The 23,514-nt window shown below is 40.6% G+C and carries 18 protein-coding genes; 3 read left to right on the top strand and 15 right to left on the bottom strand.

All coding sequences use genetic code 11. The features are described 5' to 3' along the window. Position 1 precedes the first annotated feature (1 nt). Genes Q4492_RS03630 through Q4492_RS03585 form a run of 10 tightly spaced genes read right to left on the bottom strand, consistent with a single transcriptional unit; the run spans position 2 to position 12,250 of the window. Positions 2-1,054, bottom strand: a complete 1,053-nt coding sequence (locus Q4492_RS03630) for a glycosyltransferase family A protein (protein ID WP_303415901.1) — start codon at positions 1,052-1,054, stop codon at positions 2-4. After that, the gene (locus Q4492_RS03625; protein ID WP_303415900.1) at positions 1,047-1,997 is read right to left on the bottom strand and encodes a glycosyltransferase family 2 protein; all 951 of its coding nucleotides are present in this window, start codon (positions 1,995-1,997) and stop codon (positions 1,047-1,049) included. The genes Q4492_RS03630 and Q4492_RS03625 overlap by 8 nt, the downstream gene beginning before the upstream one ends. Continuing rightward, positions 1,997-2,998 (bottom strand): glycosyltransferase family 2 protein, encoded by a 1,002-nt coding sequence (locus Q4492_RS03620; RefSeq protein WP_303415899.1) that lies wholly within the window; start codon positions 2,996-2,998, stop codon positions 1,997-1,999. Before Q4492_RS03620 ends, Q4492_RS03625 begins: the two co-directional genes overlap by 1 nt. Before the next feature lie 30 nt (positions 2,999-3,028). Further along, entirely contained in the window at positions 3,029-3,964 is a 936-nt protein-coding gene (locus Q4492_RS03615; RefSeq protein ID WP_303415898.1) for a sulfotransferase, read from the bottom strand. Positions 3,965-3,995: 31 nt separating this feature from the next. Beyond that, a complete protein-coding gene (locus Q4492_RS03610; protein WP_303415897.1) occupies positions 3,996-5,483 on the bottom strand; it encodes an oligosaccharide flippase family protein in 1,488 nt (495 codons plus the stop codon). Between the two features lie 11 nt (positions 5,484-5,494). Then, a complete protein-coding gene (locus Q4492_RS03605; RefSeq protein ID WP_303415896.1) occupies positions 5,495-6,670 on the bottom strand; it encodes a glycosyl transferase family 1 in 1,176 nt (391 codons plus the stop codon). Between the two features lie 6 nt (positions 6,671-6,676). After that, positions 6,677-7,933 (bottom strand): O-antigen ligase, encoded by a 1,257-nt coding sequence (locus Q4492_RS03600; protein ID WP_303415895.1) that lies wholly within the window; start codon positions 7,931-7,933, stop codon positions 6,677-6,679. A 9-nt stretch (positions 7,934-7,942) separates the two neighbouring features. Next, positions 7,943-9,832 carry an acyltransferase family protein gene (locus Q4492_RS03595; RefSeq protein ID WP_303415894.1) on the bottom strand — a complete coding sequence of 630 codons (1,890 nt, stop codon included), beginning with the start codon at positions 9,830-9,832 and terminating at the stop codon, positions 7,943-7,945. A gap of 14 nt (positions 9,833-9,846) precedes the next feature. Beyond that, positions 9,847-10,806, bottom strand: coding sequence for an NAD(P)-dependent oxidoreductase (locus Q4492_RS03590; RefSeq protein ID WP_303415893.1), 960 nt, complete (start codon positions 10,804-10,806; stop codon positions 9,847-9,849). 1 nt (position 10,807) lies between these two features. Beyond that, positions 10,808-12,250 carry an undecaprenyl-phosphate glucose phosphotransferase gene (locus Q4492_RS03585; protein WP_303415892.1) on the bottom strand — a complete coding sequence of 481 codons (1,443 nt, stop codon included), beginning with the start codon at positions 12,248-12,250 and terminating at the stop codon, positions 10,808-10,810. A 300-nt stretch (positions 12,251-12,550) separates the two neighbouring features. Here Q4492_RS03585 and Q4492_RS03580 point away from each other — a divergent pair, with 300 nt between their 5' ends. From Q4492_RS03580 to Q4492_RS03570, 3 genes are all read left to right on the top strand, one after another. Beyond that, positions 12,551-13,042 (top strand): hypothetical protein, encoded by a 492-nt coding sequence (locus tag Q4492_RS03580; protein WP_303415891.1) that lies wholly within the window; start codon positions 12,551-12,553, stop codon positions 13,040-13,042. A 133-nt stretch (positions 13,043-13,175) separates the two neighbouring features. Further along, entirely contained in the window at positions 13,176-14,495 is a 1,320-nt protein-coding gene (locus Q4492_RS03575) for an O-antigen ligase (protein ID WP_303415889.1), read from the top strand. Between the two features lie 128 nt (positions 14,496-14,623). Then, complete coding sequence (locus Q4492_RS03570; protein ID WP_303415888.1) at positions 14,624-15,037, top strand: 3-phosphoshikimate 1-carboxyvinyltransferase; 414 nt, start codon at positions 14,624-14,626, stop codon at positions 15,035-15,037. Positions 15,038-15,145: 108 nt separating this feature from the next. Here the strand turns inward: Q4492_RS03570 and Q4492_RS03565 are convergent, their stop codons facing one another. The 5 genes from Q4492_RS03565 to pdhR form a co-directional block, all read right to left on the bottom strand. Beyond that, entirely contained in the window at positions 15,146-16,486 is a 1,341-nt protein-coding gene (locus Q4492_RS03565) for a UDP-glucose/GDP-mannose dehydrogenase family protein (protein ID WP_303415887.1), read from the bottom strand. A 357-nt stretch (positions 16,487-16,843) separates the two neighbouring features. Continuing rightward, entirely contained in the window at positions 16,844-17,275 is a 432-nt protein-coding gene (locus Q4492_RS03560; protein ID WP_303415885.1) for a transposase, read from the bottom strand. A 396-nt stretch (positions 17,276-17,671) separates the two neighbouring features. Continuing rightward, complete coding sequence (gene aceF, locus Q4492_RS03555) at positions 17,672-19,624, bottom strand: dihydrolipoyllysine-residue acetyltransferase (RefSeq protein ID WP_303415884.1); 1,953 nt, start codon at positions 19,622-19,624, stop codon at positions 17,672-17,674. Between the two features lie 43 nt (positions 19,625-19,667). Continuing rightward, positions 19,668-22,325 (bottom strand): pyruvate dehydrogenase (acetyl-transferring), homodimeric type, encoded by a 2,658-nt coding sequence (gene aceE, locus Q4492_RS03550; RefSeq protein ID WP_303415883.1) that lies wholly within the window; start codon positions 22,323-22,325, stop codon positions 19,668-19,670. Between the two features lie 251 nt (positions 22,326-22,576). Next, a complete protein-coding gene (gene pdhR, locus Q4492_RS03545; protein ID WP_303415882.1) occupies positions 22,577-23,344 on the bottom strand; it encodes a pyruvate dehydrogenase complex transcriptional repressor PdhR in 768 nt (255 codons plus the stop codon). Positions 23,345-23,514 lie beyond the last annotated feature (170 nt).

Here is a 23,514-nt window from a genome sequence, read left to right as displayed (position 1 = left end):
ATTATATCCGTCTAAGTAATTTAGCTAATTTCTTAAGAAACAAAGGGCGTGATGAAGGAAGCATTCTCCATGCGAATATCTTTTTTGCATACAGCTTAGGAAGCATCTTTAACAAAAACCACCATGCTTTTATAAGCACTACATTAGCCGGTGATAAATTAGTGTACCTCATAGCCTTAATCGCATTATTCGCAATAAACGTGCGTAGCGTTGGTCTATTATCAGTATTATCTGAGAACAATAATTGGCACATCCTCTGCTCTAAATGCAATAGATCATTTTGAGCTATCTTATCAATAGATAAAAGATGTCCCATTTGCTCTGCATGGGAAACTAAAGCCAGATATCGCTGCTTGTCATGTTCAATGCACCATTCAGCCCGTTTTAATAACAACTGGTTGAAGCCCGAATGATTATCTCCATGCTGTCGATACGCCGATAGTTTGTCATCAAAACCATGGGCAGAGCCATACAAAGGAGCAAGCGTTACAAGATAGCCATCCCCTCCCTGCCTGAAAGCACTTTCATCCATTGGCATCACGTGATTCAAGAACGAGCGAGAAAAAACTAAACCTGATGTGACAGTTGATTGATACCTTCCGCAGTGTAACAACTTATCTTTTGCTTTTACTGTATCAAACGGTGCTTCATATTTAGGAAAGACATCATAAACTCTCCCTTCAGCATCGACTAAATCCATATGGTACATATAGATAGCGCAGTCAGTACTCAAATTAGCTACCGCTATATCTAGGGCTCCAGGCAGCAGGTAGTCATCGGCATCTAAAAAAATAACCAGTTCACCCGAACTTGCAGCAAAGCCACTATTAAAGGCGCCACCATGACCTTTATTTTCATTATGAAAAACAGTAGTAAGTCGGTCGTCATATCTGCTAATAATTTCTCTTGATGAATCAGAAGAAACATCATCAACAACAATAAGCTCTTTATTAGCATAATCTTGGTTTAACACGCTCTCTATAGAGGTCTTAATATACTTCTCATAGTTATAGCATGTAATAATGATACTAATTTTAGGTTGATGACTATCCATTATGAGAATCACCTTTTTCTGGTTGCTCGGAATTACCGTAAAGCACTATTTCTTCACCACCAAACGTCCTATAGAGAACTCCTATATGCAAAACTCCCCGTAGATAGTTAGCTCTCCACTTATCTGGCTTAAAAAATGTGAAACAGGCAGATAAAATACAATAAAAAGCTTTCAGAAAAGCTACGGCCATTAAAGATGCTCTTTTCGGGTAACTTAGCCCATTTTTTAGCACTAATGAGGCATGGGTTTGACCAGCGCGAAACCGTCTATTCCTTAGCCAAGTAAGGTTGGCTCTTTGAGGAAGAACCGGCTCAACAACCAACGCTTCTTCCGCATAAACGATCTGTACACCCAAATCATGTAGGCGGTGGAAAAATTCTGTATCTTCACCGCCTGTTTTGCCTAATGAAAGCTCAAAGCGATTTGAAGCTATATGCACATTTCTATTATTTAATAAGACATTACAGGTATAGCCAGTAACGATTTCACCGTGCTTAATAACAGGTCTAGTATGATAAAACCCGCCACTCATAACCCAGTTAGGATACGGAGGGTATATAAAGCTTGCATCAACTCGCCCGAGAACAACATCAGCTCCCGTCTCCTCAGCCTTAGATATTAAGTTGGTTAACCAATATTTATCAGCTATTTCATCGTCATCAATAAATGCTACCCAATCAGCCGTTGCGTTATCTAAGCAGGCATTTCGGGCAATAGAAATATTTTGTTTAGGTGCGTGAATATATTCAATGGATATATGCTGTGCGTTGATTGATAAAACCCGTTCTTTGGCGCTTGGCTCGATATCATTATCCGCAACAATAATTTTAACCTTCCACTGATCATTTAACTCAAGTTGCTGCAAAGAGTTCAAAGTATCAACCACTGATTCTCGACGAAAGGTGCACATAGCAATATCGATAGTTTTAATATCATTCCCCATTACTTATCACCTCTCTTGACACACTTTCTAGCAACAAAAGAGCAAAAACCTAACGACCAAGCAAAGTGCATAACAATAGCCGCTATTCCAACTAGATAACGATAAAAGCCCTGCCCCTTCATAGTTTTATAACCAATAATCACACCTACAAAGGAACAGGCCATAAACCATATAAGGAATGGAAGCATTAGTGGCCACCAAACAAGAGCTAATAAGGAAGATAAAAATAGAGGAAAAATAGACATCGGTATTAATTGGCGAATTTTTGGGATAACACCATGCTTAATCACATTTTTCGCCCGCCCTTGGCCATAACCTTTATACTGGCGAAAGAGTGCGCCTAATGTTTCTCGAGGGTAATAAACTATATTTGTTTTAGCTGTTAGCCAGATCTTAAACCCTGCTTGCCTAAACCGATAATCAAACTCTGCATCTTCATTGTGACTAAAACTTTCATCGTAGCCATTAACCTGCTTAAACCCATCAAGGCAAATAAGTGCATGATGTCCATGATCGATCCATTGACCTTCTGTAAGACTATTACGGTGGCCTGAACCTCCATTCCCCAATACAGAACTTTGCGCTGCAGCAATAGCAGACTGCATTCCCTCTTGAGCTTGAGTATCCATAGAGACGACAACCGAGTCAGCCCCCAACTCTTCAGCTTCCTTGAGCAAAAGCGAGACATAGTTGGATGGATAGTCTGCATGAACATCTAACCGAATAAGGTATTTAGCGTCATCTCCATATTCTTCAACTGCCCTATTGACCGCACTACATTGTAAACGGCGCTCATTATATAAGTACTTTATACAACGGTACTGATTAGCATAGGTCTGAATTATCTCTTTAGTCCCGTCAGTACTTCCCCCATCCGCAACAATGATTAGAGGTTGATGAGTAGTGGACGTAACCTTTAAATCATCTACTAGATAATCTAACAAATTAGCAATGTAAGGCTGCTCATTTAAACAAGGCACAACAATAATATAATCAGACAAAATCACACTCCATGTACAATAAGGATTTTTTCAACCTAATTCCCATTCCTTATCCACTTCAGGCCAAAGGCTTCGTAATACAGCTCGAACCTTTATTTGAGAATCACGTGGCATATTTGTACGCCATGAATTCAAACGCTCTTCTAAACTAGCCCCGACTCTATTCGATGCAGTCACTGGACTATCTTTTGAATAATCTACCCTCTTTTTAACCTGTAGCCCTAGCATTTTTAGTACATTAGAAAACCCTACATCAGGTTCTTTTAATAATTCCTCATATTTCACAAAAACAATATTTTCAGATTGCCGCACTTCTCTTTCAGAAAGCGCCCAAAGGGCCGCAATTTTTTCTTCTTTTGAAGCATTTTTATAAATCTTCAATTCTTCCCACAATGGGCATATCGACAATTCATTTTCTCGCCAATACAAGTCTGATAAATCTATATCAGCAAAATCCCACTCCCATTTAGCATTCATTAAACTCTGTATAACAGCCATAGGGTGGCGGCTAATATGAACTACACCTTGAGCACTATAACGTTGCATTAACGCTGGCAATATAAACTGAGCTCTCACAAACTTAACAACCACTCGATCAGATAAACATTCTTGCCACGACTCTCGTGCAAGATAATTAAACTTGGACCGTTTAGGGCTTATCCCTTTAAATGCTAAGTCAAGATAACGCCAGTCCTTGTCAGAAAAAACATTCGCTGTAAAAGGAACATACGCACCTTGTATTGGATCAAAACCCACTCCTCCATGTAGAGGAAATAATGCATTAGGTTCAAGTGGTTCAAACTGAGTTTTTGCACAAATCGATTCAGCAACAACCTGCTGTACCCAAGTGGTTCCACTCCTCCAGAACCCTGACAAGATAATTGGCGACTTAGATACTCGAGACTGCAACATAAGATCGAGAAGAAACCATAATTTACATTGTAAATTTTTATTACTTAAATCCATTTAGCCCCCTCATAAAAGAAAGTAACAACCATTACTTCTTCAATTTAACTTCTAACCAATGTCTAGCCTGCAACCAGTCCTTTCGTGCCAAAAACGGCGTAAATAGCGCTGCAACTATTAACAAAACACTACCTGAAATCACCCCTTTTAAAATAATAGAATCGAACTGCATTTCTACAATAAAATTAACCGGCCAACTAAGTAAAAAAACACATAAAAAGACAAAAACAATCCCTTTAAACTGATTAACAATCAACCTGAAGGAATAGTCAGTTTTATTAAACACACCCACTAAAACAACTACTAGCATAATAATCTGGACTAGCACTAAAGAGTAAGCAATATAAATAACATCTTGACTAAAAATAATTGATAGAGATAAAAAAGTTGCAGTTAAAACAGTACGAAGGCAAGACAGATGAAGAACTAACTTATCTTCGCCTACACCTTTTAAAAAGGGATATAAAACACTAAGTGCTGCGCCCAACAAACACACTAAAGACAGGGCTCTGAAAAGAGGCCAAAACTCTATAAAAGCTTCGCCCAACACTAAAAGAACAACGGACTCTGCATATATAGCTAAAAAAAGGTAACAGCCACCCAGAAAAAAAACATTAAGCTTAGTAACTAAGATCAGATCGTCCCAAACATGTTCTAACTTATCCTTGAACGGTCTATTTTTATCTAAACCACTCTGCGCACTGGCTATACCTGAAAAAACAGCTTGATCTAAGGCATTACCCACTATCTCTCGTGGCAGTTTAGATAGTCGATTATTTACCTGATAACCACCCACCGTCGAAGCACCAAAAAAACGACCTATAAATAGAGTAACGCCTTGAGTGGAAAGCCACACTAAAATATCAGAAGCAGTATTTCTTAGTGCATAGGGCATAATTTCAACAAATCGCTCCTTTTTAAACTCAAGCTTTGGAGTGTAGTTTGCTAAATAGAGACATCCGCCCATCAAAAAAGCACTATAGAGCACTTGCTGCCAAATTAAACTCCAAGCCCCTTTCCCTAAAAAGGCCATTATTAAAGCGACTATACCGCCTAGCATTGATGCAAAGAACATAACGCCTGCTAATTTCTTATACTGCATTTTCAGCAATAATAAAGAGCGCCCCACCTGCTCTACCAATAAGAGAGGAATTAAAAAACTGACGGCTTCAATAAAAGGCTTTGCCCCTGGCACTCCAAAAAAAATAGATAACATATCAGCACTGTAATAACAGGCGATAGCTAAAACTACACCTACAAAAAAATTGGACCAGAAAGCGGTATGAATATATTTCCCGGGATCACGGTTTTCATAATAGATAATCGCCGCTCCCATCCCCCCTTTTCCTATCGCCATAACAATAAATCCCATAATCGCTAATGCAATAGCAACAACACCAAAATCTTCAGGTGATAAAAGACGTGCGAGAACAGGAATCGTAAGAAATTTCAATCCAAGTGAAGCAAGAGAACCTACCCCTCCCCATGCCACACCTTTTGCTACCTGCTTTTTATCCACAGTTGGAAAACCTATAATTCATAAACACCGTCCAATAGATCACTATCATCTATATTTAACTGATCCAGAAAACGAACGAGCTTTTCGCATTGAGGCTTATCTACCCTCCAGCATCCGGTGGGAACTTGCTGGGATTTTTTGGCTAGACTCTCATATTGAGTATCATCGAACGTATCAAAAAAGAGATCTAACCCCAAGTTAGGACTATCTCTGTGACAACCAACACCTATATTTAATCTTTCTAACTTATTGGCAACTTCAGTACCTTTAATAAAAATAGGGACCGAATTGAACACACCCCCCTCATAGATTCGATTGGGTAGTAACCACTCCGAATTCCCACCTTCCTCAAAAAAATCTATAGCCCAACAAAAATCAACTTCACTATAGATTTCAGCTAAATCATTAGGGAATTCATATTCACCTTGAAATTCTATATAAGGTTCACGCTCAACTGAGCCTAAAAAATCTTCGAACTCCGTATATGCAGGTCTACCCCTTATCACAACACGTACTTTGCCTTTCAGCTTACGGGTAATTTCACTCAACAGAGCCAATGACTTACGACATCTAATCGCACCAAACCAACCGATCACATAAGAATCTTTATCTTGTTGGCGCTTCTTCATGGACTTTGTTGTAGCCACACTCATTTCAGTATCAAAGAATTTATTCTCTAATAGCAAAATAGGCTTATTGAGCTTATTAATTTTTTTGAAATAATTGTCAACAAACCCAGGAGAGCTCGTTATTAACAAATTGCTTTTTTTCACTGCCCAGCGCTCAACAAAACGTAATATATTGCTGAGCCGTCCTGCACCTAATAATAGGCGATGAATATCTAATGATTCATAAACTAAAGGGATAGTCTTTAACTTTCTTTTAACCTTTCTCCCTAATAACAACATCTCTAAATTACGGCAAATAATTACATCGGCATCATAGGTATAAGGCATATAGTGAGACGAGAATAATAGAGAATAGAAAACACTTTTTAACCGGTGTAAAAACGATGCGTCGTACGTTCTTGCAAGAGGTATTACTTTAGCTGAACCTATATGAGTAGGCGCAACTGAACTACGATAAAACCCGACCAGCACAACATCGGCACCGCCAGTTTGAAGCATTAATACTCGCTTCTTAACTGCTGCATCATATAAATCATGTACAAAATACAAAACTTTCATATCAACCTAATTTAACCGTAATTTAATGCTAGCAGGTTTATCATAGAAAGAGGCTCGCCTTATATGCACCCAAGATAAGCAGAGGAAAAAGCTAGGAATAGAAAACGGCGCAAAACCAACTGTTTCAAAAAAAGTCTTTGAAAAAACAATCAAAAAGACACTTATAATCACCACATCAATAGGTTTCATACCCTTTAGAACCAATCCATTAATACCGATAAATATTTTTACAAAAATTAAAGATACAGCTAAAAAACCAAACAAACCAAGTTCAACATAGGTATGAATATATAAATTATGAAATCCAAAAGGGGAGCCCGCTTCTTTATTAGCTATTTCCCATATTTCCAGTGCCCCAACATTATTTAAATTCCAATAAGAAGACTGCCCCACACCTAAAATTGGATTTTCCTTAATCGACTCAAATCCAATTCCCCATATATCTGTTCGCCCAGTTATTGTAGGGTCTTTACCAAGTCTATACATAAAAGATTCATATACAGAATAATCAAACAGAACAACAAGCAACAAAATCAAGAAGACAAAAGAAAGAAAAATGATAATATTTATATTCAATTTAAGCGAATTTAACAATTTTGCTCGTGAATATATAAAAAGAAAACTAGAAACACCAACAACAAAAGCTAATGAAAGAGTGCTACCTAAGGATCTTGCTTGAAGGAAAGTAACTAAAGACAATACTATACAAATTGCAGCTAAAATACGGGTAAGAAATGAAGCTTTACCACATACAAAAACACCAACCCCAGATAACACTGCAAATCCAGCAACCATTGCCATATTATTTTTACTGCCAAAATAGCCTACTTTTACAATCTCGCCAGTAAACGCTATTTCTACGGTTTGTGGTGAAAACACATTAAAGAACATAATAGCTAACATTGCCGTACTCATCGCTTTGAAGAGAACATCCAATTTCACACAATAAATTATTGTTAGAAATATACTTATCGTCAGTACCGCTTGCACACCATTACGTAACGCAGCTAAAGGATACGCTGCCCAAAAAACCGATAGCACACCGACTAAACCAAACAAAAATATAAACCAATTATTTTTATAAGCCGCTAATGCATATTTAAAATTTAAAATCACATAAAACCCACCTACAACAAGAAACATCAAGGTAGAAAAAAAACCAAATATTCCAGCTCCAGTTAAAAAAATAAAGATAGTAAAGACAAAAAAATAATCCATTTTTTCTGTCTGTTTCTGTTGCCTTAAAGTAGCCTTATCCATCATACCAGCACCTTATTTAACAGACATAAAAGAATTTAATTGTTCTATCAATGACTGAACAATAAAGATGGAACCATACCTAGAAAAATGCCCATAATCCGAATGCATAAGCTGACTATTATTTTTATATAAGCATCTACCTTCAACACAAAGTTGATTCAGTGGATCAATAAAACGTTTTTCAGGAATATAGGAACCTAGCTCATCATTGATTATTCGGTCAAAAGCTATAGGCCAACGCCCTTCAGCCTCCCCACGATGTTTAAAGTAACTCAACGAATTAACATCGATAACATATTGGGGGGATTGCCCAATAACTAGGTAAGAAACATTAAGCTCACCTAATGCTTTGGTCGTGCTTAATATTCCAGATAACCCTCTACTTTTATAGTCAGTCCATTTCGCAGAAATAATCACAAAATTGATATCTAGTTTTTTAATAACTTCAATAGCATGCTTATTGAAATTATTACATTCAGGCAACGCCATAGAAGTGAAAGAGAGTATAGGAGGACAACCCGCAGATGTGTACTGATACAGATCGAACATCAATGCCTCTTTATGTTCAATAAAGCCTGGGACGTAATGATTAGCAAATGAGTCACCCCAAAGCAAAACTTTGTTCTTATTATCCCCACTTCCCCCTGCCACTTTACAAGTATCAGCATTCCACTTTGTATAATTTTTAGCATTAAGGAAAAAGCAGTTACCTATACGGGATGATTTCTCAGTAAATTTTGTTTCGACAGTATAATCTGGAAACCTTTGTTCAAACCCTTTGTTATAAACCCCAAAGAGACCAATAGCCCCAACAAAGACAAAGCAAAGAACACCTCCACTAATCATCCCCGTACGTGTGATCTTTTTACTATAACGAAATGGTTTTTCGATAAACTGCCAAGAGAAAAGCGATAATATGAATGTAGATATTAAAATAATTGCTACATCTGTCGTCGTCAGAACATCAAGCCGATAGTATTTAAAAAACACAATCAATGGCCAATGAATCAAGTACAGCGAAAAGGATATTAAGCCAATAAACACCAACGGTTTGGCACCGAGAAGATGATTAATCCCTCTTGCAACCCCTAAATTATGCTGACTGCCTACCCAGATAATTAGCGCAGCTCCTACACAAGGCGCTAATGCACCATAAGCCGGAAATGCTAAGTTATGGTTATAAAACAGGATAGGTACAACGATCAGTATCGCACCTACTATGCCAAGCAACTTAAGCACAAAGGATTTTAAAAACTGTTTTTGAGGTATAAAAGCTACAAATGCACCTAATAAAAGCTCCCAAGCTCTTGTTGGCAGTAGATAAAAATTTGCTGTAGGAGCCTTTGTTAAGGATATACAACTCAGCACAAAACTCAGCGTGATAAGAACAGCTAAAACCGGCAAGAATTTACTGCTAAAAAAACGATACATAATCAACAGAAATACAGGCATAAAAATATAATACTGTTCTTCTACTGATAATGACCATGTATGCAGAAGAGGCTTCATATCCGAAGCGGCATTAAAGTAATTTATTGATTGCCAGAAGTAGATATTAGATGCAAAAGCTGAGGCTGAAGCTAAACTTTTTGAGTAATCAACAAAAGAGTCTGGCAGCAATATAAAATAAGCACCGACCCACGTTAGTAACAACATAAAGGCTAACGCAGGAAAAATCCTTTTAATCCTTCTGTTATAAAACTCTAAGATCGAAAACTGATCCTTTTCCAGCATACTCATGACGCTTAGGGTTATAACGTAGCCCGATATAACAAAAAAGACATCTACACCAAGATAGCCTCCGGCGACAAAGCCGAAACCTAAGTGATAAAAGATAACTGCAAGTACAGAGACTGCCCTTAGCCCGTCTATATCAGGGCGATATGATATTCCGTTACTCATATAAACCCTAATCTTTATCTAAAATCTGACTCAGAAGCCCAATCAGCAAGTGCTTTTTTTAAGTCATATTTATATTGATATCTATTCTCTTCAAGCCATGCGGGCTTGATATTCGTAGATTGTACTAGTTTCAACACACGCTGAGGATCAATACCTATATTTAAGAAGTTAAAAATACGGCATAGCTTTGCAATGGACATTAGGCACCATCTTGGCACCATAAAAACTTTAGCTTGTGGAAAGTGACCCTCAATAAAAATATTTACTATATTTTCAATTGTGTATTTTTCTGAAAAACAACCATTAAATAATACATAATGGCTATCATGATTACGGGCAAACTCTATCGCATTAAGCAGCTCTTTTACGTAAATAGCCCCTTTAATAGTGTCCTTTCGGCCTGGATATACAAAAAAGCCTTTTCGCAACATCGTTGCTAACCGAGTAAAGTTACCCCCTTCTCCTGGACCAAATACAACAGCAGGCCTCACAATTGTTAGCTTACGTTCTGGGTTTTCTTGATACCATTGACGATGAACCTCTTCAGCTTGCAGCTTAGAATAACCATAAGCGGAAGTTGGCGCAGGAAGTGTCTCTTCTGACTTTTCATCTTCGCCTGGACCATAAGGCGAGATTGAACTTGTAAAAACGATCTCCTGACAATTAAGACGCCTAGCTAAATTCGTGATTTCAAGTGCACCAAATACATTGGTATCAAAATATTCAATATCTTCATGGCCCGGAGTTGTATGAATAGCCGCAAAGTTATATATAACATCATAACTAGCCGTCACATTAAGCTCTTTAAGATTCCGAACATCACCTATTCGATACTCAACATTTTCCAACCTTTCTCTAGGTTCCTTAAGATCTATAGACAAAACATTAATGTTATGTCGGACCAACTCCCTAATTAGATGGGTACCTATAAAACCAGATCCACCAAAGACAATAACGCTATTAATATTTTTCATTTTAATAAATTTCTTTAGAAAATAGAGAGATAGGGGTTTTAATCAATATTTTTACATCTAAAAATAGTGACCAGTTATTAATGTACGACAGATCATACTCGACACGTCTTTCCATTTTATCAATAGTTTCTGTCTCGCCTCTGTACCCATTGATCTGCGCTAGCCCTGTCATACCCGGCTTAATTCGATGGCGTGCTAAATAAGCATTTATTTTGTCTGAATAATAATTATTATGAGCAACCGCATGGGGACGAGGCCCTACTAGAGACATGGAACCTTGCAGTACATTAATTAATTGCGGCAGCTCATCAATAGAAGTTCGACGAATGAAACGACCAATATCTGTGATTCGAGGATCTTCTTTGGTTGCTTGCTGAACTTCGCCATTAGCCTCATCATGCAGTTTCATACTACGAAACTTCCAGACCTGTATCACCTTTCCATCCCAACCATGACGATCCTGCTTGAAAAACACAGGCCCTGGGGAAGAACGCTTAACTTTGTAAGCAACCCATACCATTAGTGGGGCCAGCATGCACAGCGCAACAGCTGCAATTGTACGGTCCATTACATCTTTCAAAACCATTGATGCTTTTGAAGAGGTTAGAGGACTTTCATTCAGAGAGATCAGCGGCACACCGGCGACTTCTCTAACAGAATGATTTAAGAGATTGAGCGCAAAAATATCGGGAGCCCAGATCACATCGACATTCTCATCGAGCAGATCGATATTCACTCCTTCGATTTGTTCTGAGGCTTTCATCGGTAGAGCAATATAAATACGCCGAACATCATGCTCTTTAATTAATTCGCGTATATTCTCTAGACCACCCAACACGTTTACATTACCAACCGTTGTAGTTTGATCTTTATCTAAACTTTTAACACAGCCTATAACTTTATCTGGTAGCCACCTGTTTTTATTTAAGCTTTCGACAAGATGTTGAGCGACAGAACCTGTACCAATAATCATTACAGGAAGGTGATGACCTATGCCTTCTTTATATTTCTTTGATAAATAACTAACTAAACAGAAAGATATATTCTGAAATACTAAAACAGCAAATGCCCATATTAAAAGAATTTCACGAGAAAAAACCTCTGAGGTTTTTGTGACAAAGCCAATTAATAATAATAGGAGCATCAATATACCCCATGCTCCAGATAATCGAATACAGCCACGCAGACAACTTGATGACTGGCGATATACACCTCTAGAGCTATAAATAAACCACAAACTAAATGCGGCTATTACCGTTAATACTCGATAAGCAGGGGGAAAACTTTCTAGTTTGACCCAGGTAAGCAGAAATAAAAACGTAGCCGCAACAAAGACATCGGCAGCAAGCTGAAATAAGGACGTCAGTGATTCGTGATTTTTTAAAAGCCTTTTGTTCCTACGAATCGCCGTCTGCGTACCTGTATTTAAATTATTAACGGTCATCTAATATTCCTTATCATCTGCCATTACCCACACCCACAGCAAACTACCATTCTATGTATTCGCTATCCATTCAGCAATGCAATTTTGCTGCAGCGCAAAATAAATTTATATTCTAATGTTAGATTATGATGTTTTTTTGAATTATTCGTTTTAATTAACTGTTTTTCAAATATATTTTAAGTCTACACCCCTAGAAAAAGCACAAATTTAGTGCGTGTAATAAGCCGTATTTCATAGTTTGTCTATATTCAGGCCCGATGATATAATTATGCTCTATTCATCAAACAAACACGGAGTGTTATGATGCGCCGCACACTATTAGCATTAACATGCGCTGGGATGTTCGCTTTTACCAACGCGCATGCAAATATATCCGAAGATTTATCTTCAAATTTATCTACAGTAGATATCCTATCGAACGCTCTCAGCCATTGCATGACGCCAAACGAGAGTAACTGCACAGTAGTAGATATAGAAACATTAATGTTTGATGTCGCAGCAGTCGATGTAGAGTTATTAGATAACTTCGTCACAGCAGGGATAGAAAGTGGCTTAGATGCTATAACTGTAGTCGAAGCAGCCATTAAAGCCGGTGCCAATCCTGAAGCTGTTGCTCAGGCAGCCATTTTAGCTGGTGCAGACCCTACAGACGTTGCAGCTGCAACAGCCGCTGGCGGACCAGCAGCTACAGGCCCGAACGCTATTCCAGGCCAGACAGGCACAACTCTATCTCCTCCCCCATTTGGCAATAATGCGGGTAGTGGCGGCGGCGGAAACCCAAGCCCAACTTAAGTATTTAATTAATAAAAAAGCGCCTAAAGGCGCTTTTTTATTAATTCAGATTTAACTTTTGATATTTTACTGAAATATCTATTTAGTATATTCACTTCTTATTAATAGAAATTTATATGTTGGCTTTTGATTTATGGATAGATCATCTGATCGCACGTTGTTTTATTTCTTTTTAGGCATTTTAATTTGGGCACCTTTACCTTTAGCCAGTAACCGGCTTTGGTCTCTATCTCTTTTATGCGCGTTGATACTGCTATTATCTACCTCTGTCCTTTATCAGCAGTTAAAGAATAATTTAACGCTCTCAACCCCATTAAAAAGATCATTACCAATTATTGGACTCTTCTCTATAGGGACGTTCTGGGTAAGTCTGCAGGCAATTCCAGCATTAAATCTATCTATCTCTCCAACCGATAGTCTGCATGATGCTGTTTGGGGTTGGTGCCTATTAGCCATGTTCTGCTTGACCTTACAACTCGTACGAAATAACTCTCGGATAATGCTGACGGGCTATGTATTAGTAGGATCAGCCCTATTCCAAGCGGTGTATGGCAGCCTGATGACCTTTACTGGTTTTGAGTTTTCATTTCTCATTCCTAAAGAGAGTTACCAAGGGGTTTCAACAGGTACCTTTATCAACCGCAACAGCCAAGCCGGTTACTTAGTCATGTGTGTATCTATAGGCATAGGCTTGATGATATCTACCTTAAAAGATGAAGCTTCATATAACTGGAGAGAGCGCAGCCGCCGCTGGCTTACAGCGCTGTTAAGTAAGAAAATAATTCTGAGAATCGCCTTATTAATAATAGTTTCCGGGTTAGTAATGACTCATTCTCGAATGGGAAACACGTCATTTTTTGCCAGTTTAATGATTATGGGAGTGCTAGGTTTAGTTTTGAGCCGCAAAGCTACTCGAAGCATGGTTATTTTACTAAGCAGTTTACTTATCTTAGATATCTTTGTTGTAGGTACGTTCTTTGGTGTACAAGAAGTCGCTGATAGACTTCAAAATACAAATATAGAGAAAGAATCACGTGATGAAGTCGCTAAAGCCACAATTGACCTTATGCAACCCCAGCTATTAACTGGCACAGGAGCGGGAACCTTCTATACAGCCTTTCCCGAATACAGAACAGAAGACGTTGGACGCGGGTTTTATGTAAATACACATAATGATTACCTAGAGTTTAGTTCTGAGTTTGGTTTATTAGGTACGCTTCCCTTAGGTTTTGTACTATTAATTAGCTTAGGCGCGGGACTCTACGCGCAATATAAACGACGGAATAAGTTGCTCAGAGGGATCGCTTTTGGCTCATCTATGTCGATTATTGCCATGCTGATTCACGCTACCGTTGATTTCAATCTCCAGATGCCAGCTAACGCTTTAACCTTTATGGTGATATTAGCTTTTACATGGATATCCGTATTTAAAGAGAATAAACGAAAAATGTAGGAGGCCAGCCTCTGGCCGAAGATGTTTAGGTTTTATCGGGTTCGGCGCGTAATTCTTCGCTCTCACAACCGTTCTGGGCATAAAGGTGCTCTTCCACACCGAATATATAGGTTATTAAGGACATAGTTATGAATCGCATAGCAGAAGAACCTAAACAAAAAGATTGGTTTGAAAATGGCCTTATGCAACGCTTACCTAGCGATATGCACGATAGCTTTACGGCTGAACAGATCGCAGCCTTAAAAGTTGCTTTTGGTGCACGTAAATGGGGAAAACATCCAATAGACCTACGTGGCACTGTCAATCTCTGGTCATGGCGCTATTATTTTGTGTTCTTAATGGGCCGCAACCAACGCTCGCTCAGCCGTAGGGAAAGACGAGTTTCTTTAATTATAAAAACCCTTTTTATATTTCTATTCTTAATCTTTTCAACCTTACTAGGACTACTAGTGCTTTATTTAGCAAAGTCCGCAGCAGGAATAGATCTTATTCCAGGCTTTTCATTCGGCGTCTGGGGTTGGTTCAAAGAAACCTTTTTGTAAAATCTGGGAGACCAGCCCCAGACCAAAGGACGTTGATCAAAGTGATATTTTTCGCTCCAACGTCCTTTAAAATATAAAAGGCTAACTCCCGCCAAAATCGAAACATTCTTACTTTGCGATAACGCTACGCCCACGACCAATACCGTAATAAGCTAGTCCGTAACGCTCCACTTGCTGTGGATCATAAAGATTTCTGCCATCGAAAATAACTGGCTGACGCAAAGTCCCCTTAATTAGCTCAAAATCTGGAGCCCAAAAAGCCTTCCATTCAGTACAAATAACAAGAACATCCGCGCCTTGTAGTGCACTTTCTTTAGTTCCCACTAATTCCAGATCTTCTCTGCACCCATAAATCCTCTGAGCTTCCTCCATTGCTTCCGGATCATACGCACGAACTTTTACCCCTTTATCCCACAGCGATTGCATAAGAACACGGCTGGTTGCTTCTCGCATATCATCGGTCTTAGGCTTAAAAGACAATCCCCACAGCGCTATTGTTTTACCTGATAAATCGCCATCGAAATAACGATTAATTCGATCAAATAAGACCTCTTTTTGACGATAGTTTACCGCCTCGACTGATTTTAGAAGTTGAGCATCGTAATTAATGCTATCAGCAGTATGCACTAACGCTTGTACATCTTTCGGGAAACATGAGCCTCCATATCCACACCCAGCATAGATAAAGTGATAGCCAATTCGCTCATCCGACCCAATGCCTCGACGCACATTTTCTATATCAGCACCAAGGTATTCAGCAAGGCGGGATATCTCGTTCATAAAGCTAATTTTGGTTGCTAGCATACAATTAGCCGCATATTTGGTTAACTCTGCGCTGCGAACGTCCATAAAAATTATGCGATCATGATTACGATTACAGGGAGCGTATAGCTCTCTCATTTCAGCTTTCACATATTCACTGGCAGTACCAATAATTATACGATCAGGACGCATACAGTCATTAACCGCAGCTCCCTCTTTTAAGAACTCAGGGTTTGATACAACATGATGTTCTATCATCTCTCCACGCGCAGCCAATACCTCGGCTACTTGAGCAGATACCTTGTCTGCCGTTCCAACAGGTACAGTGGACTTATCTACAATAATTTTTTTCGAAGTCATATACGTTGCTATAGTTTCAGCAACAGATAAAACATATTGGAGGTCGGCTGCCCCATCTTCATCCGGCGGAGTTCCTACAGCAATAAATTGAATCTCAGCGTGATTAATCCCTTCCGCCGCATCCGTCGTAAAACACAACCGGCCTTCACCATAATTCCTTTCAACAATAGCTGTTAAGCCCGGTTCATAGATTGGAATAATCCCACTTTTTAGATTATCTATTTTATGCTGATCAACATCTACACATACCACATCATGGCCAAAATCAGCTAAAACCGCGGCCTGAACCAAACCAACATAACCTACACCAAAAACTGTAACCTTCATCTATCACTCTTCCGTCATCATCAATTAACCCATATGTATACCTATAATGAGTGAAACAATTATTTCAGAAGCATTGCATTTATATGACGACGATAAGCGCTCATATAGGAGATAAACCTCTGATTGAAGCGTTTGGTGTTTTTATGGGGATCTGAGCGTAATGCATTCGCTAGGGGCCAGTGTAAGGGGCCAGCCTTTATGCCCGAAAGGGTATCTGGCCGAAGGGTGGCAATCCTAGCGTAATTCATTCGCTCACGGGGTGAGCTCCTACAGGTGAGGTTGATGTTTTGATTGGATTAGGCGCGTGATTCTTTCGCTCGGGACCCGGGCTCCTACAGGTTAGGTTGGAGTGAGTGCCTACAGGTAGATGCAATCCCACCACGGGTATTCTCTTATGCTCCTTACAATACCGGCCCTCACGGGATTGAGGACAATGTATCTAGCGATATCTTTTATATCTTCTTCCTTTCGCAGCGCATGATCATAAAAGCCTTTTTGCCAAATTTTACCCGCTTTATGGGTTATAAAAACTTTTAAAAGGCGCACGGTGTCAGATAACTTTTTCCGGTCGTTTAATTGCATTAGCCAATGAATATGGTCTGGCATTATGACGAAGGCGATGGTGGTTGCCTCTTGCGTTAAACGTTTAATGGAGTGTACCGCGTGCTTTGCGAGATAGGGGTCAGAGAAAACTGGACGCCGATTAGCGCAAGTTAATGTGAGGTGGTAGATCTGATTTGGTTGCGAATAGCGCCCGACCCGCAATGATTGAGCATTGGCTTTTTGCATCTCCACATCCTTGTGAATTTATGCGTTATATATCAGTTTTTTTGAAAGTGTAGCATAAGATTTGTGGTTTGAATTGGGCATGGTCCGTAATTTTATCGCCCGGGTATGGCGCGTAATTCATGGACCCAAAGGCCATGTAGGAGGCCAGCCTCTGGCCGAAGGGGTTGGGATTTGGGTTTGAATTGGGGATCGGAGCGTAAATTCATTCGCTCTGGGTTCCGCGCGTAATTCTTCGCTCACGGGGTGAGCTCCTACAGGGAGGGGGGGGTGCTTTATAGGCATAAAAAAAACGGCGACTTCCTGCACAGAATCGCCGTTCGGTATCTACCCCCTTGAAAAAAAGCGCCTCCGAAGAGGCGTTGAGCCAAGGGATTGGTAAATTGATTTAGTCGCTGATTATAAAACCAGTCGACGAATGTCGCTAAGTAAGCTGTTTAGGTAAGTAAGGAATTTACCTGCATCGCCGCCGTTGATTGCACGGTGATCGTAAGATAAGCACAATGGCAGCATCTTACGTGGTTCAAACTCTTTACCGTTCCAACGGGGTTCGATATCCGCTTTAGAAACACCCAATATCGCTACTTCAGGCGCGTTAACAATTGGTGTAAAGCCTGTACCACCAATGCCACCTAAGCTTGAGATAGTGAAGCATGCACCCTGCATCTCTGCGGGTTTTAGCTTACGATCTTTAGCTTTACCTGCTAGCTCAATCGCTTCAGTTGATAGTTCGTAGATGCTCTTCTTATCTGCATCTTTAATCACTGGAACCATCAAACCATTTGGTGTATCCACTGCCATACCGATGTTTACATATTTTTTATAAACAATATGTTCGCCGTCAGCATGTAGTGATGCGTTGAACTTAGGATGGGCTTTAAGCGCCATAGCGATCGCTTTTAGCATGAACGGCAGTGGCGTTAAACGCACACCTGATTTAGCCGCTTCATCCTTCATCTCTTTACGGAACGCTTCTAGGTCAGTGATATCCGCTTTGTCGAACTGTGTAACATGCGGGATATTCAACCAGCAGCGGCTCATGTTGTCGCGAGTGATCTTAGCTATTTTGCTAAGCTTCTCTACTTCAACTTCACCAAACTTACTGAAATCAATTTCAGGGATTGCAGGAATACCTGAACCACCTGTAACTGCACCACCTTTCGGTTTTTCAGCTAACTGTTTCAGCGCGCTCTTAACATAAGCTTGGACATCTTCTTTTAAGACACGACCGCGACGTCCTGTACCTGAAACTAAAGACAGCTCTACACCAAATTCACGGGCGATTGCACGCACCGATGGACCTGCATGTACAGATTTGTTTTTCTTCTCTAATTCAGCGGTATTTAGATTAGTCGTCGATGCTGGAGCCGGAGCCGCTTTTGCTGGAGCAGAGGCCGCTGGCGCTGACGCAGAAGCCGTTGGTGCTGATGCAGCGGCGGGTGCCGGAGCAGCAGAACCTGCAACTTCTAATTCAAGTAGCAAATCGCCTTCATTAACCGTATCGCCATCTTTGATCTTCATGGAGATAACAACACCGCCTTTAGGTGCAGGTACTTCCATTGATGCTTTATCGGTTTCTAATACGATAAGGCTGTCACCTTCTGCGACGGTGTCACCATCCTTAACAAGGACTTCAACAACATCTACATCAGTAGCGCCGGATAGATCAGGAACCAGTACATTCTCTTTGCCACCTGCTACAGGAGCAAGGGCTGCTTGCGGAGCAGGCGCAACTGCGGCCTGAGACGTTTCTGCCTGAGGCGCCTCAGCTTGAGGCTGGCCTCCTACACTTAGATCAGCCAAAAGATCGCCTTCGTTAACCGTATCACCTTCTTTGATCTTCATGGAAACAACAACACCGGCTTTAGGGGCTGGCACTTCCATAGATGCTTTATCGGTTTCTAGTACGAGCAGGCTATCGCCTTCTTCAACACTGTCTCCATCTTTAACTAAGACTTCGACAACATCTACATCCGTTGCACCTGATAGGTCAGGGATTAAGATCCCTTCAACCACACTCGCTGTTGCAGCCGCAGGCTGACTGACAGGTGCCGGAGCTGACTCAACAGGCGCTGGCGCTTCAGCAACTTCAACAGGCGCTGCTTCCGCAGATGCACCTGTATCCAGATCAAGAAGGACATCACCTTCATTAACCTGATCATCAACATTAATTTTTACGGAAACCACGGTACCACTATGGGTAGAGGGTACTTCCATTGACGCTTTGTCTGTTTCCAGAACAATCAAGCTGTCGCCTTCGCTAATAGTGTCACCAGCGCTAACTAGCACTTCGACTACATCAACATCAGTTGAGCCTGATAAGTCAGGAACTGTAATTGTGATAATACTCACGATAAATCCTCCAGTTCTAAGCCGTTAGAAGTTCAACGTAGACTTAAACAGTCCACGGTGCCGGTTTAGCCGGGTTAATGTTGAACTTCTGCATGGCTTTAGCGACTTCAGCGCCTTCAACCTTGCCCTCTTCTTGAAGCGCTTTCAGCGCCGCAACAACAACGTAGTAGCGGTTAACTTCAAAGAATTCACGTAGTTTAGTACGCGTATCAGAGCGGCCGAAACCATCCGTACCTAGAACTTTAAAGTTACGAGGAATATATTCACGCAACTGATCAGCATAAGTACGCATGTAGTCAGTCGATGCGATAACCGGACCTTCACCACGGCTTTCAATACACTGAGTTACATAAGCTTTCTGAGGCTCAGATTCTGGATTTAGCATATTCCAACGAGCGACTGACATCGCTTCGCGACGCAACTCATTAATGGACGTAGTGCTCCAGACATCAGATTCGATACCATATTCATCACGCAGAATATCCGCCGCAGCTTCAACTTCACGTAAGATCGTGCCACAACCCATTAGCTGAACGCGCTTATCTGCGTCTTTACCTTCTTTAAGAAGATACATACCTTTGATAATGCCTTCTTCAGCACCTTGTGGCATCGCTGGGTGGTGGTAGTTTTCGTTCATAGTCGTGATGTAGTAGAAACGGTTTTCCTGTTCCTGATACATGCGACGCATACCATCCTGAACAATAACAGCCAGTTCATAGCCGTATGTAGGATCGTAAGATTTACAGTTTGGAATCATCTGTGCCATTAGGTGGCTGTGACCATCCTGATGCTGTAGACCTTCACCATTTAGCGTTGTACGGCCAGAAGTAGCACCGATCAAGAAGCCACGTGCCTGCATATCGCCCGCTGCCCATGCTAAGTCCATAACACGCTGGAAACCAAACATAGAGTAGTAGATATAGAACGGAACCATTGTGCAGTTATTGTTTGCGTAAGAGGTAGCCGCAGCCATCCACGCAGACATAGCACCCGCCTCATTGATACCTTCTTCTAAGATCTGACCTGTTTTAGATTCTTTATAAAACATGATCTGATCAGAGTCATGTGGCACATAACGTTGTCCAGCAGAGGTATAGATACCTAACTGACGGAACATACCTTCCATACCAAATGTACGCGCTTCATCAGGCACAATAGGTACAACACGCTCACCCATTTTTTTGTCTTTAACCAGTGTACTCATTACACGGTTAAGAACCATTTGGGTGGAAGCTGTACGCTTACCGCTATCTTTTAGCTGACCTTCAAAGTCAGATAGTGGCGGCGTTTCTAGTTTTTCAAATTCAGTACGACGTACAGGATAGAAACCACCTAAGCTTTCACGACGCTCGAACATGTATTTCATTTCAGGTGAATCAGGTGCTGGACGGTAATAAGGTACGTCCTTCAACTGCTCATCTGACAAAGGAATATTAAAACGATCTCGGAAATCTTTTAGATCATCGATAGCCACTTTCTTCATGGAGTGGGTATCGTTTTTCGCTTCGCCTGATTTACCTGTGCCGTAACCTTTTACAGTCTGCGCAAGAATAACCGTTGGCTGACCTTTGTGATTGACCGCTTCATTGTAAGCAGCGAAAACTTTATAAGGGTCATGACCACCACGGTTCAGGTTCATGATATCGTCATCAGAAAGATCTGCGACTAACTCAAGAAGCTCTGGGTATTTACCAAAGAAGTGTTCACGTGTGTAAGCACCGCCGTTCGCTTTGTAGTTTTGCAACTCACCGTCGCATACTTCATCAAAACGTTTCTGTAATAAGCCTTTTGTATCTTTCTCAAAAAGAGCGTCCCAATGACGACCCCAAAGACACTTAATAACATTCCAGCCTGCGCCGTGGAAGATACCTTCAAGCTCTTGAACAATCTTACCGTTACCACGTACAGGCCCATCAAGGCGCTGCAAGTTACAGTTCACAACAAAAATAAGATTTTCTAAGCCTTCACGACCTGCAAGAGAGATAGCACCAAGAGATTCTGGCTCGTCACACTCGCCATCACCCAAGAACGCCCATACTTTTCGATCGCCGCGATCAATTAGATCACGTGCCGATAGGTAGCGCATAACATGTGCTTGATAGATTGCTTGAATTGGACCTAGACCCATAGATACCGTTGGGAACTGCCAAAAATCAGGCATTAACCACGGATGAGGGTAAGAAGGAAGACCATGACCATCAACTTCACGACGGTAGTTATCCATCTGCTCTTCAGATAGGCGCCCTTCTAAATAAGCACGTGAGTAGATACCGGGAGAGATATGTCCCTGGAAAAAGACCATGTCAGATTCCTGACCTTCATTTCCACGGAAAAAATAGTTAAAACCGATATCGTAAAGTGTTGCAGAGGAGGAGAAAGAGGAGATATGACCACCTAGGCCATCATCATTATCGTTAGCACGCATAACCATTGCCATTGCGTTCCAACGGATAAATGAGCGGATGCGGCGTTCCATAAATAGATCGCCAGGCATACGTGCCTCATCTTTCACCGAAATTGTATTGCGGTAAGGCGTTGTCAACACACAGGAGGAATCAACACCTATGTCATTCGCTTTTTCACCTAACTTTCTTAAAATATATTTTGCGCGATCATCACCATCATTCTTGGCAACAGATTCAAGCGCATCCAACCATTCTTGTGTTTCAATTGGATCAACGTCATCAATAATGTCTTGCACTTTGACCTCTCCACTCTAAGTTAACGCAACGTACACAAGGGATCTAAGTGATCCCTTTTGTTGTTATAGCTTTTTGCCTGCTGCCTCGCTTACCTTTGAAAGCACAAAAAGACCACAGGACAAGCCTTATAGTAATTATCTTGTAGTAATACTACATAAATATTAATAGAGAATCTAGTTATCGAGAACTTTTACTGCTTAAGTAGTAAAAAAGACGACCCAAGTCAAAAGACTTTGTAATTTTAGTACAATTATAAGCCTGTGCTAATATTCGCTCGCCGCAACGCTCTCTCTAAACGTGTATTTTCACGTTCCCCTTCAAGCAAGGCGTCTTCAACATAAGCTAAATGATGATGAGCTGCTTGGCGTGCTTTCTCTGGATCACCATCCAAAATAGCATCCATGAGAACCTTATGCTGATCATGTATCTTTTCTCTATATTCTGAGCGCGGATAAATATTCTTTAAGTTATCCCAAATATGCTCACGAAGCAGACTAAAGAGAGCTCGCATCATGTGCAGCAAAACCATATTGTGCGTCGAGGCCGCTATAACTAAGTGAAAGTCGACATCTGCATACACCTCTTTCTGTATCTCTTTACTGTCGTGATAATGCTGCAGATCAGCATAGGCCTTCAAAATAGCCTCTTTATCTGCTGGCGTACTCCTAAGCGCAGCATAGTAAGCAGCAACCCCTTCCAATGCATGACGAAACTCTAAAAGATCATACTGAGCTTCGGGATGGGTCCTAAATAGTTCTAGTAGAGGATCGGAAAAAGATCCACCTAAATCTTCAGATACATAGGTCCCTCCCCCCTGACGACTAATCAAAAGCCCCTTAGCTGCTAATTTTTGCACCGCTTCCCGCAGAGAAGGACGTGATACTTCAAACTGCTTTGCCAGCTCTCTTTCAGGAGGTAATTTCTGTCCAGGTTTCAGAATCCCTTCCAGAATCATAGTCTCCATTTGCCCCATTATCACATCTGAAATCTTAGGCTGTTTAACCCGACTGTAACTCATATTTTTCACTCAAATAATATTGGTATGACCAATACCAATACTAGATTATTCCAATGGAGCAAAACAAGTCCTGTTGTTTTTTTATTCTTAAATCCATTCCAAAGTAGTATAAATATGCACCGGATTACAATAGTTGCAAACAATTAATACTCTTTATTAAATCTAGACTA

The organism is Neptuniibacter sp. 1_MG-2023 (assembly GCF_030547185.1).
Classification (GTDB): Bacteria; Pseudomonadota; Gammaproteobacteria; order Pseudomonadales; family Balneatricaceae; genus Neptuniibacter.
Note: the sequence above shows the minus strand (reverse complement) of the source record. Positions and strands in the feature narration are given on the sequence as shown.

Bases quoted from the DNA above. Each gene is read 5' to 3' on its own strand.
- Q4492_RS03630 (WP_303415901.1), bottom strand. From the start codon at position 1,054: ATGGATAGTCATCAACCTAAAATTAGTATCATTATTACATGCTATAAC.
- Q4492_RS03625 (WP_303415900.1), bottom strand. From the start codon at position 1,997: ATGGGGAATGATATTAAAACTATCGATATTGCTATGTGCACCTTTCGT.
- Q4492_RS03615 (WP_303415898.1), bottom strand. From the start codon at position 3,964: ATGGATTTAAGTAATAAAAATTTACAATGTAAATTATGGTTTCTTCTC.
- Q4492_RS03605 (WP_303415896.1), bottom strand. From the start codon at position 6,670: ATGAAAGTTTTGTATTTTGTACATGATTTATATGATGCAGCAGTTAAG.
- Q4492_RS03600 (WP_303415895.1), bottom strand. From the start codon at position 7,933: ATGATGGATAAGGCTACTTTAAGGCAACAGAAACAGACAGAAAAAATG.
- Q4492_RS03595 (WP_303415894.1), bottom strand. From the start codon at position 9,832: ATGAGTAACGGAATATCATATCGCCCTGATATAGACGGGCTAAGGGCA.
- Q4492_RS03590 (WP_303415893.1), bottom strand. From the start codon at position 10,806: ATGAAAAATATTAATAGCGTTATTGTCTTTGGTGGATCTGGTTTTATA.
- Q4492_RS03585 (WP_303415892.1), bottom strand. From the start codon at position 12,250: ATGACCGTTAATAATTTAAATACAGGTACGCAGACGGCGATTCGTAGG.
- Q4492_RS03580 (WP_303415891.1), top strand. From the start codon at position 12,551: ATGATGCGCCGCACACTATTAGCATTAACATGCGCTGGGATGTTCGCT.
- Q4492_RS03575 (WP_303415889.1), top strand. From the start codon at position 13,176: ATGGATAGATCATCTGATCGCACGTTGTTTTATTTCTTTTTAGGCATT.
- Q4492_RS03570 (WP_303415888.1), top strand. From the start codon at position 14,624: ATGAATCGCATAGCAGAAGAACCTAAACAAAAAGATTGGTTTGAAAAT.
- Q4492_RS03565 (WP_303415887.1), bottom strand. From the start codon at position 16,486: ATGAAGGTTACAGTTTTTGGTGTAGGTTATGTTGGTTTGGTTCAGGCC.
- Q4492_RS03560 (WP_303415885.1), bottom strand. From the start codon at position 17,275: ATGCAAAAAGCCAATGCTCAATCATTGCGGGTCGGGCGCTATTCGCAA.
- pdhR (WP_303415882.1), bottom strand. From the start codon at position 23,344: ATGAGTTACAGTCGGGTTAAACAGCCTAAGATTTCAGATGTGATAATG.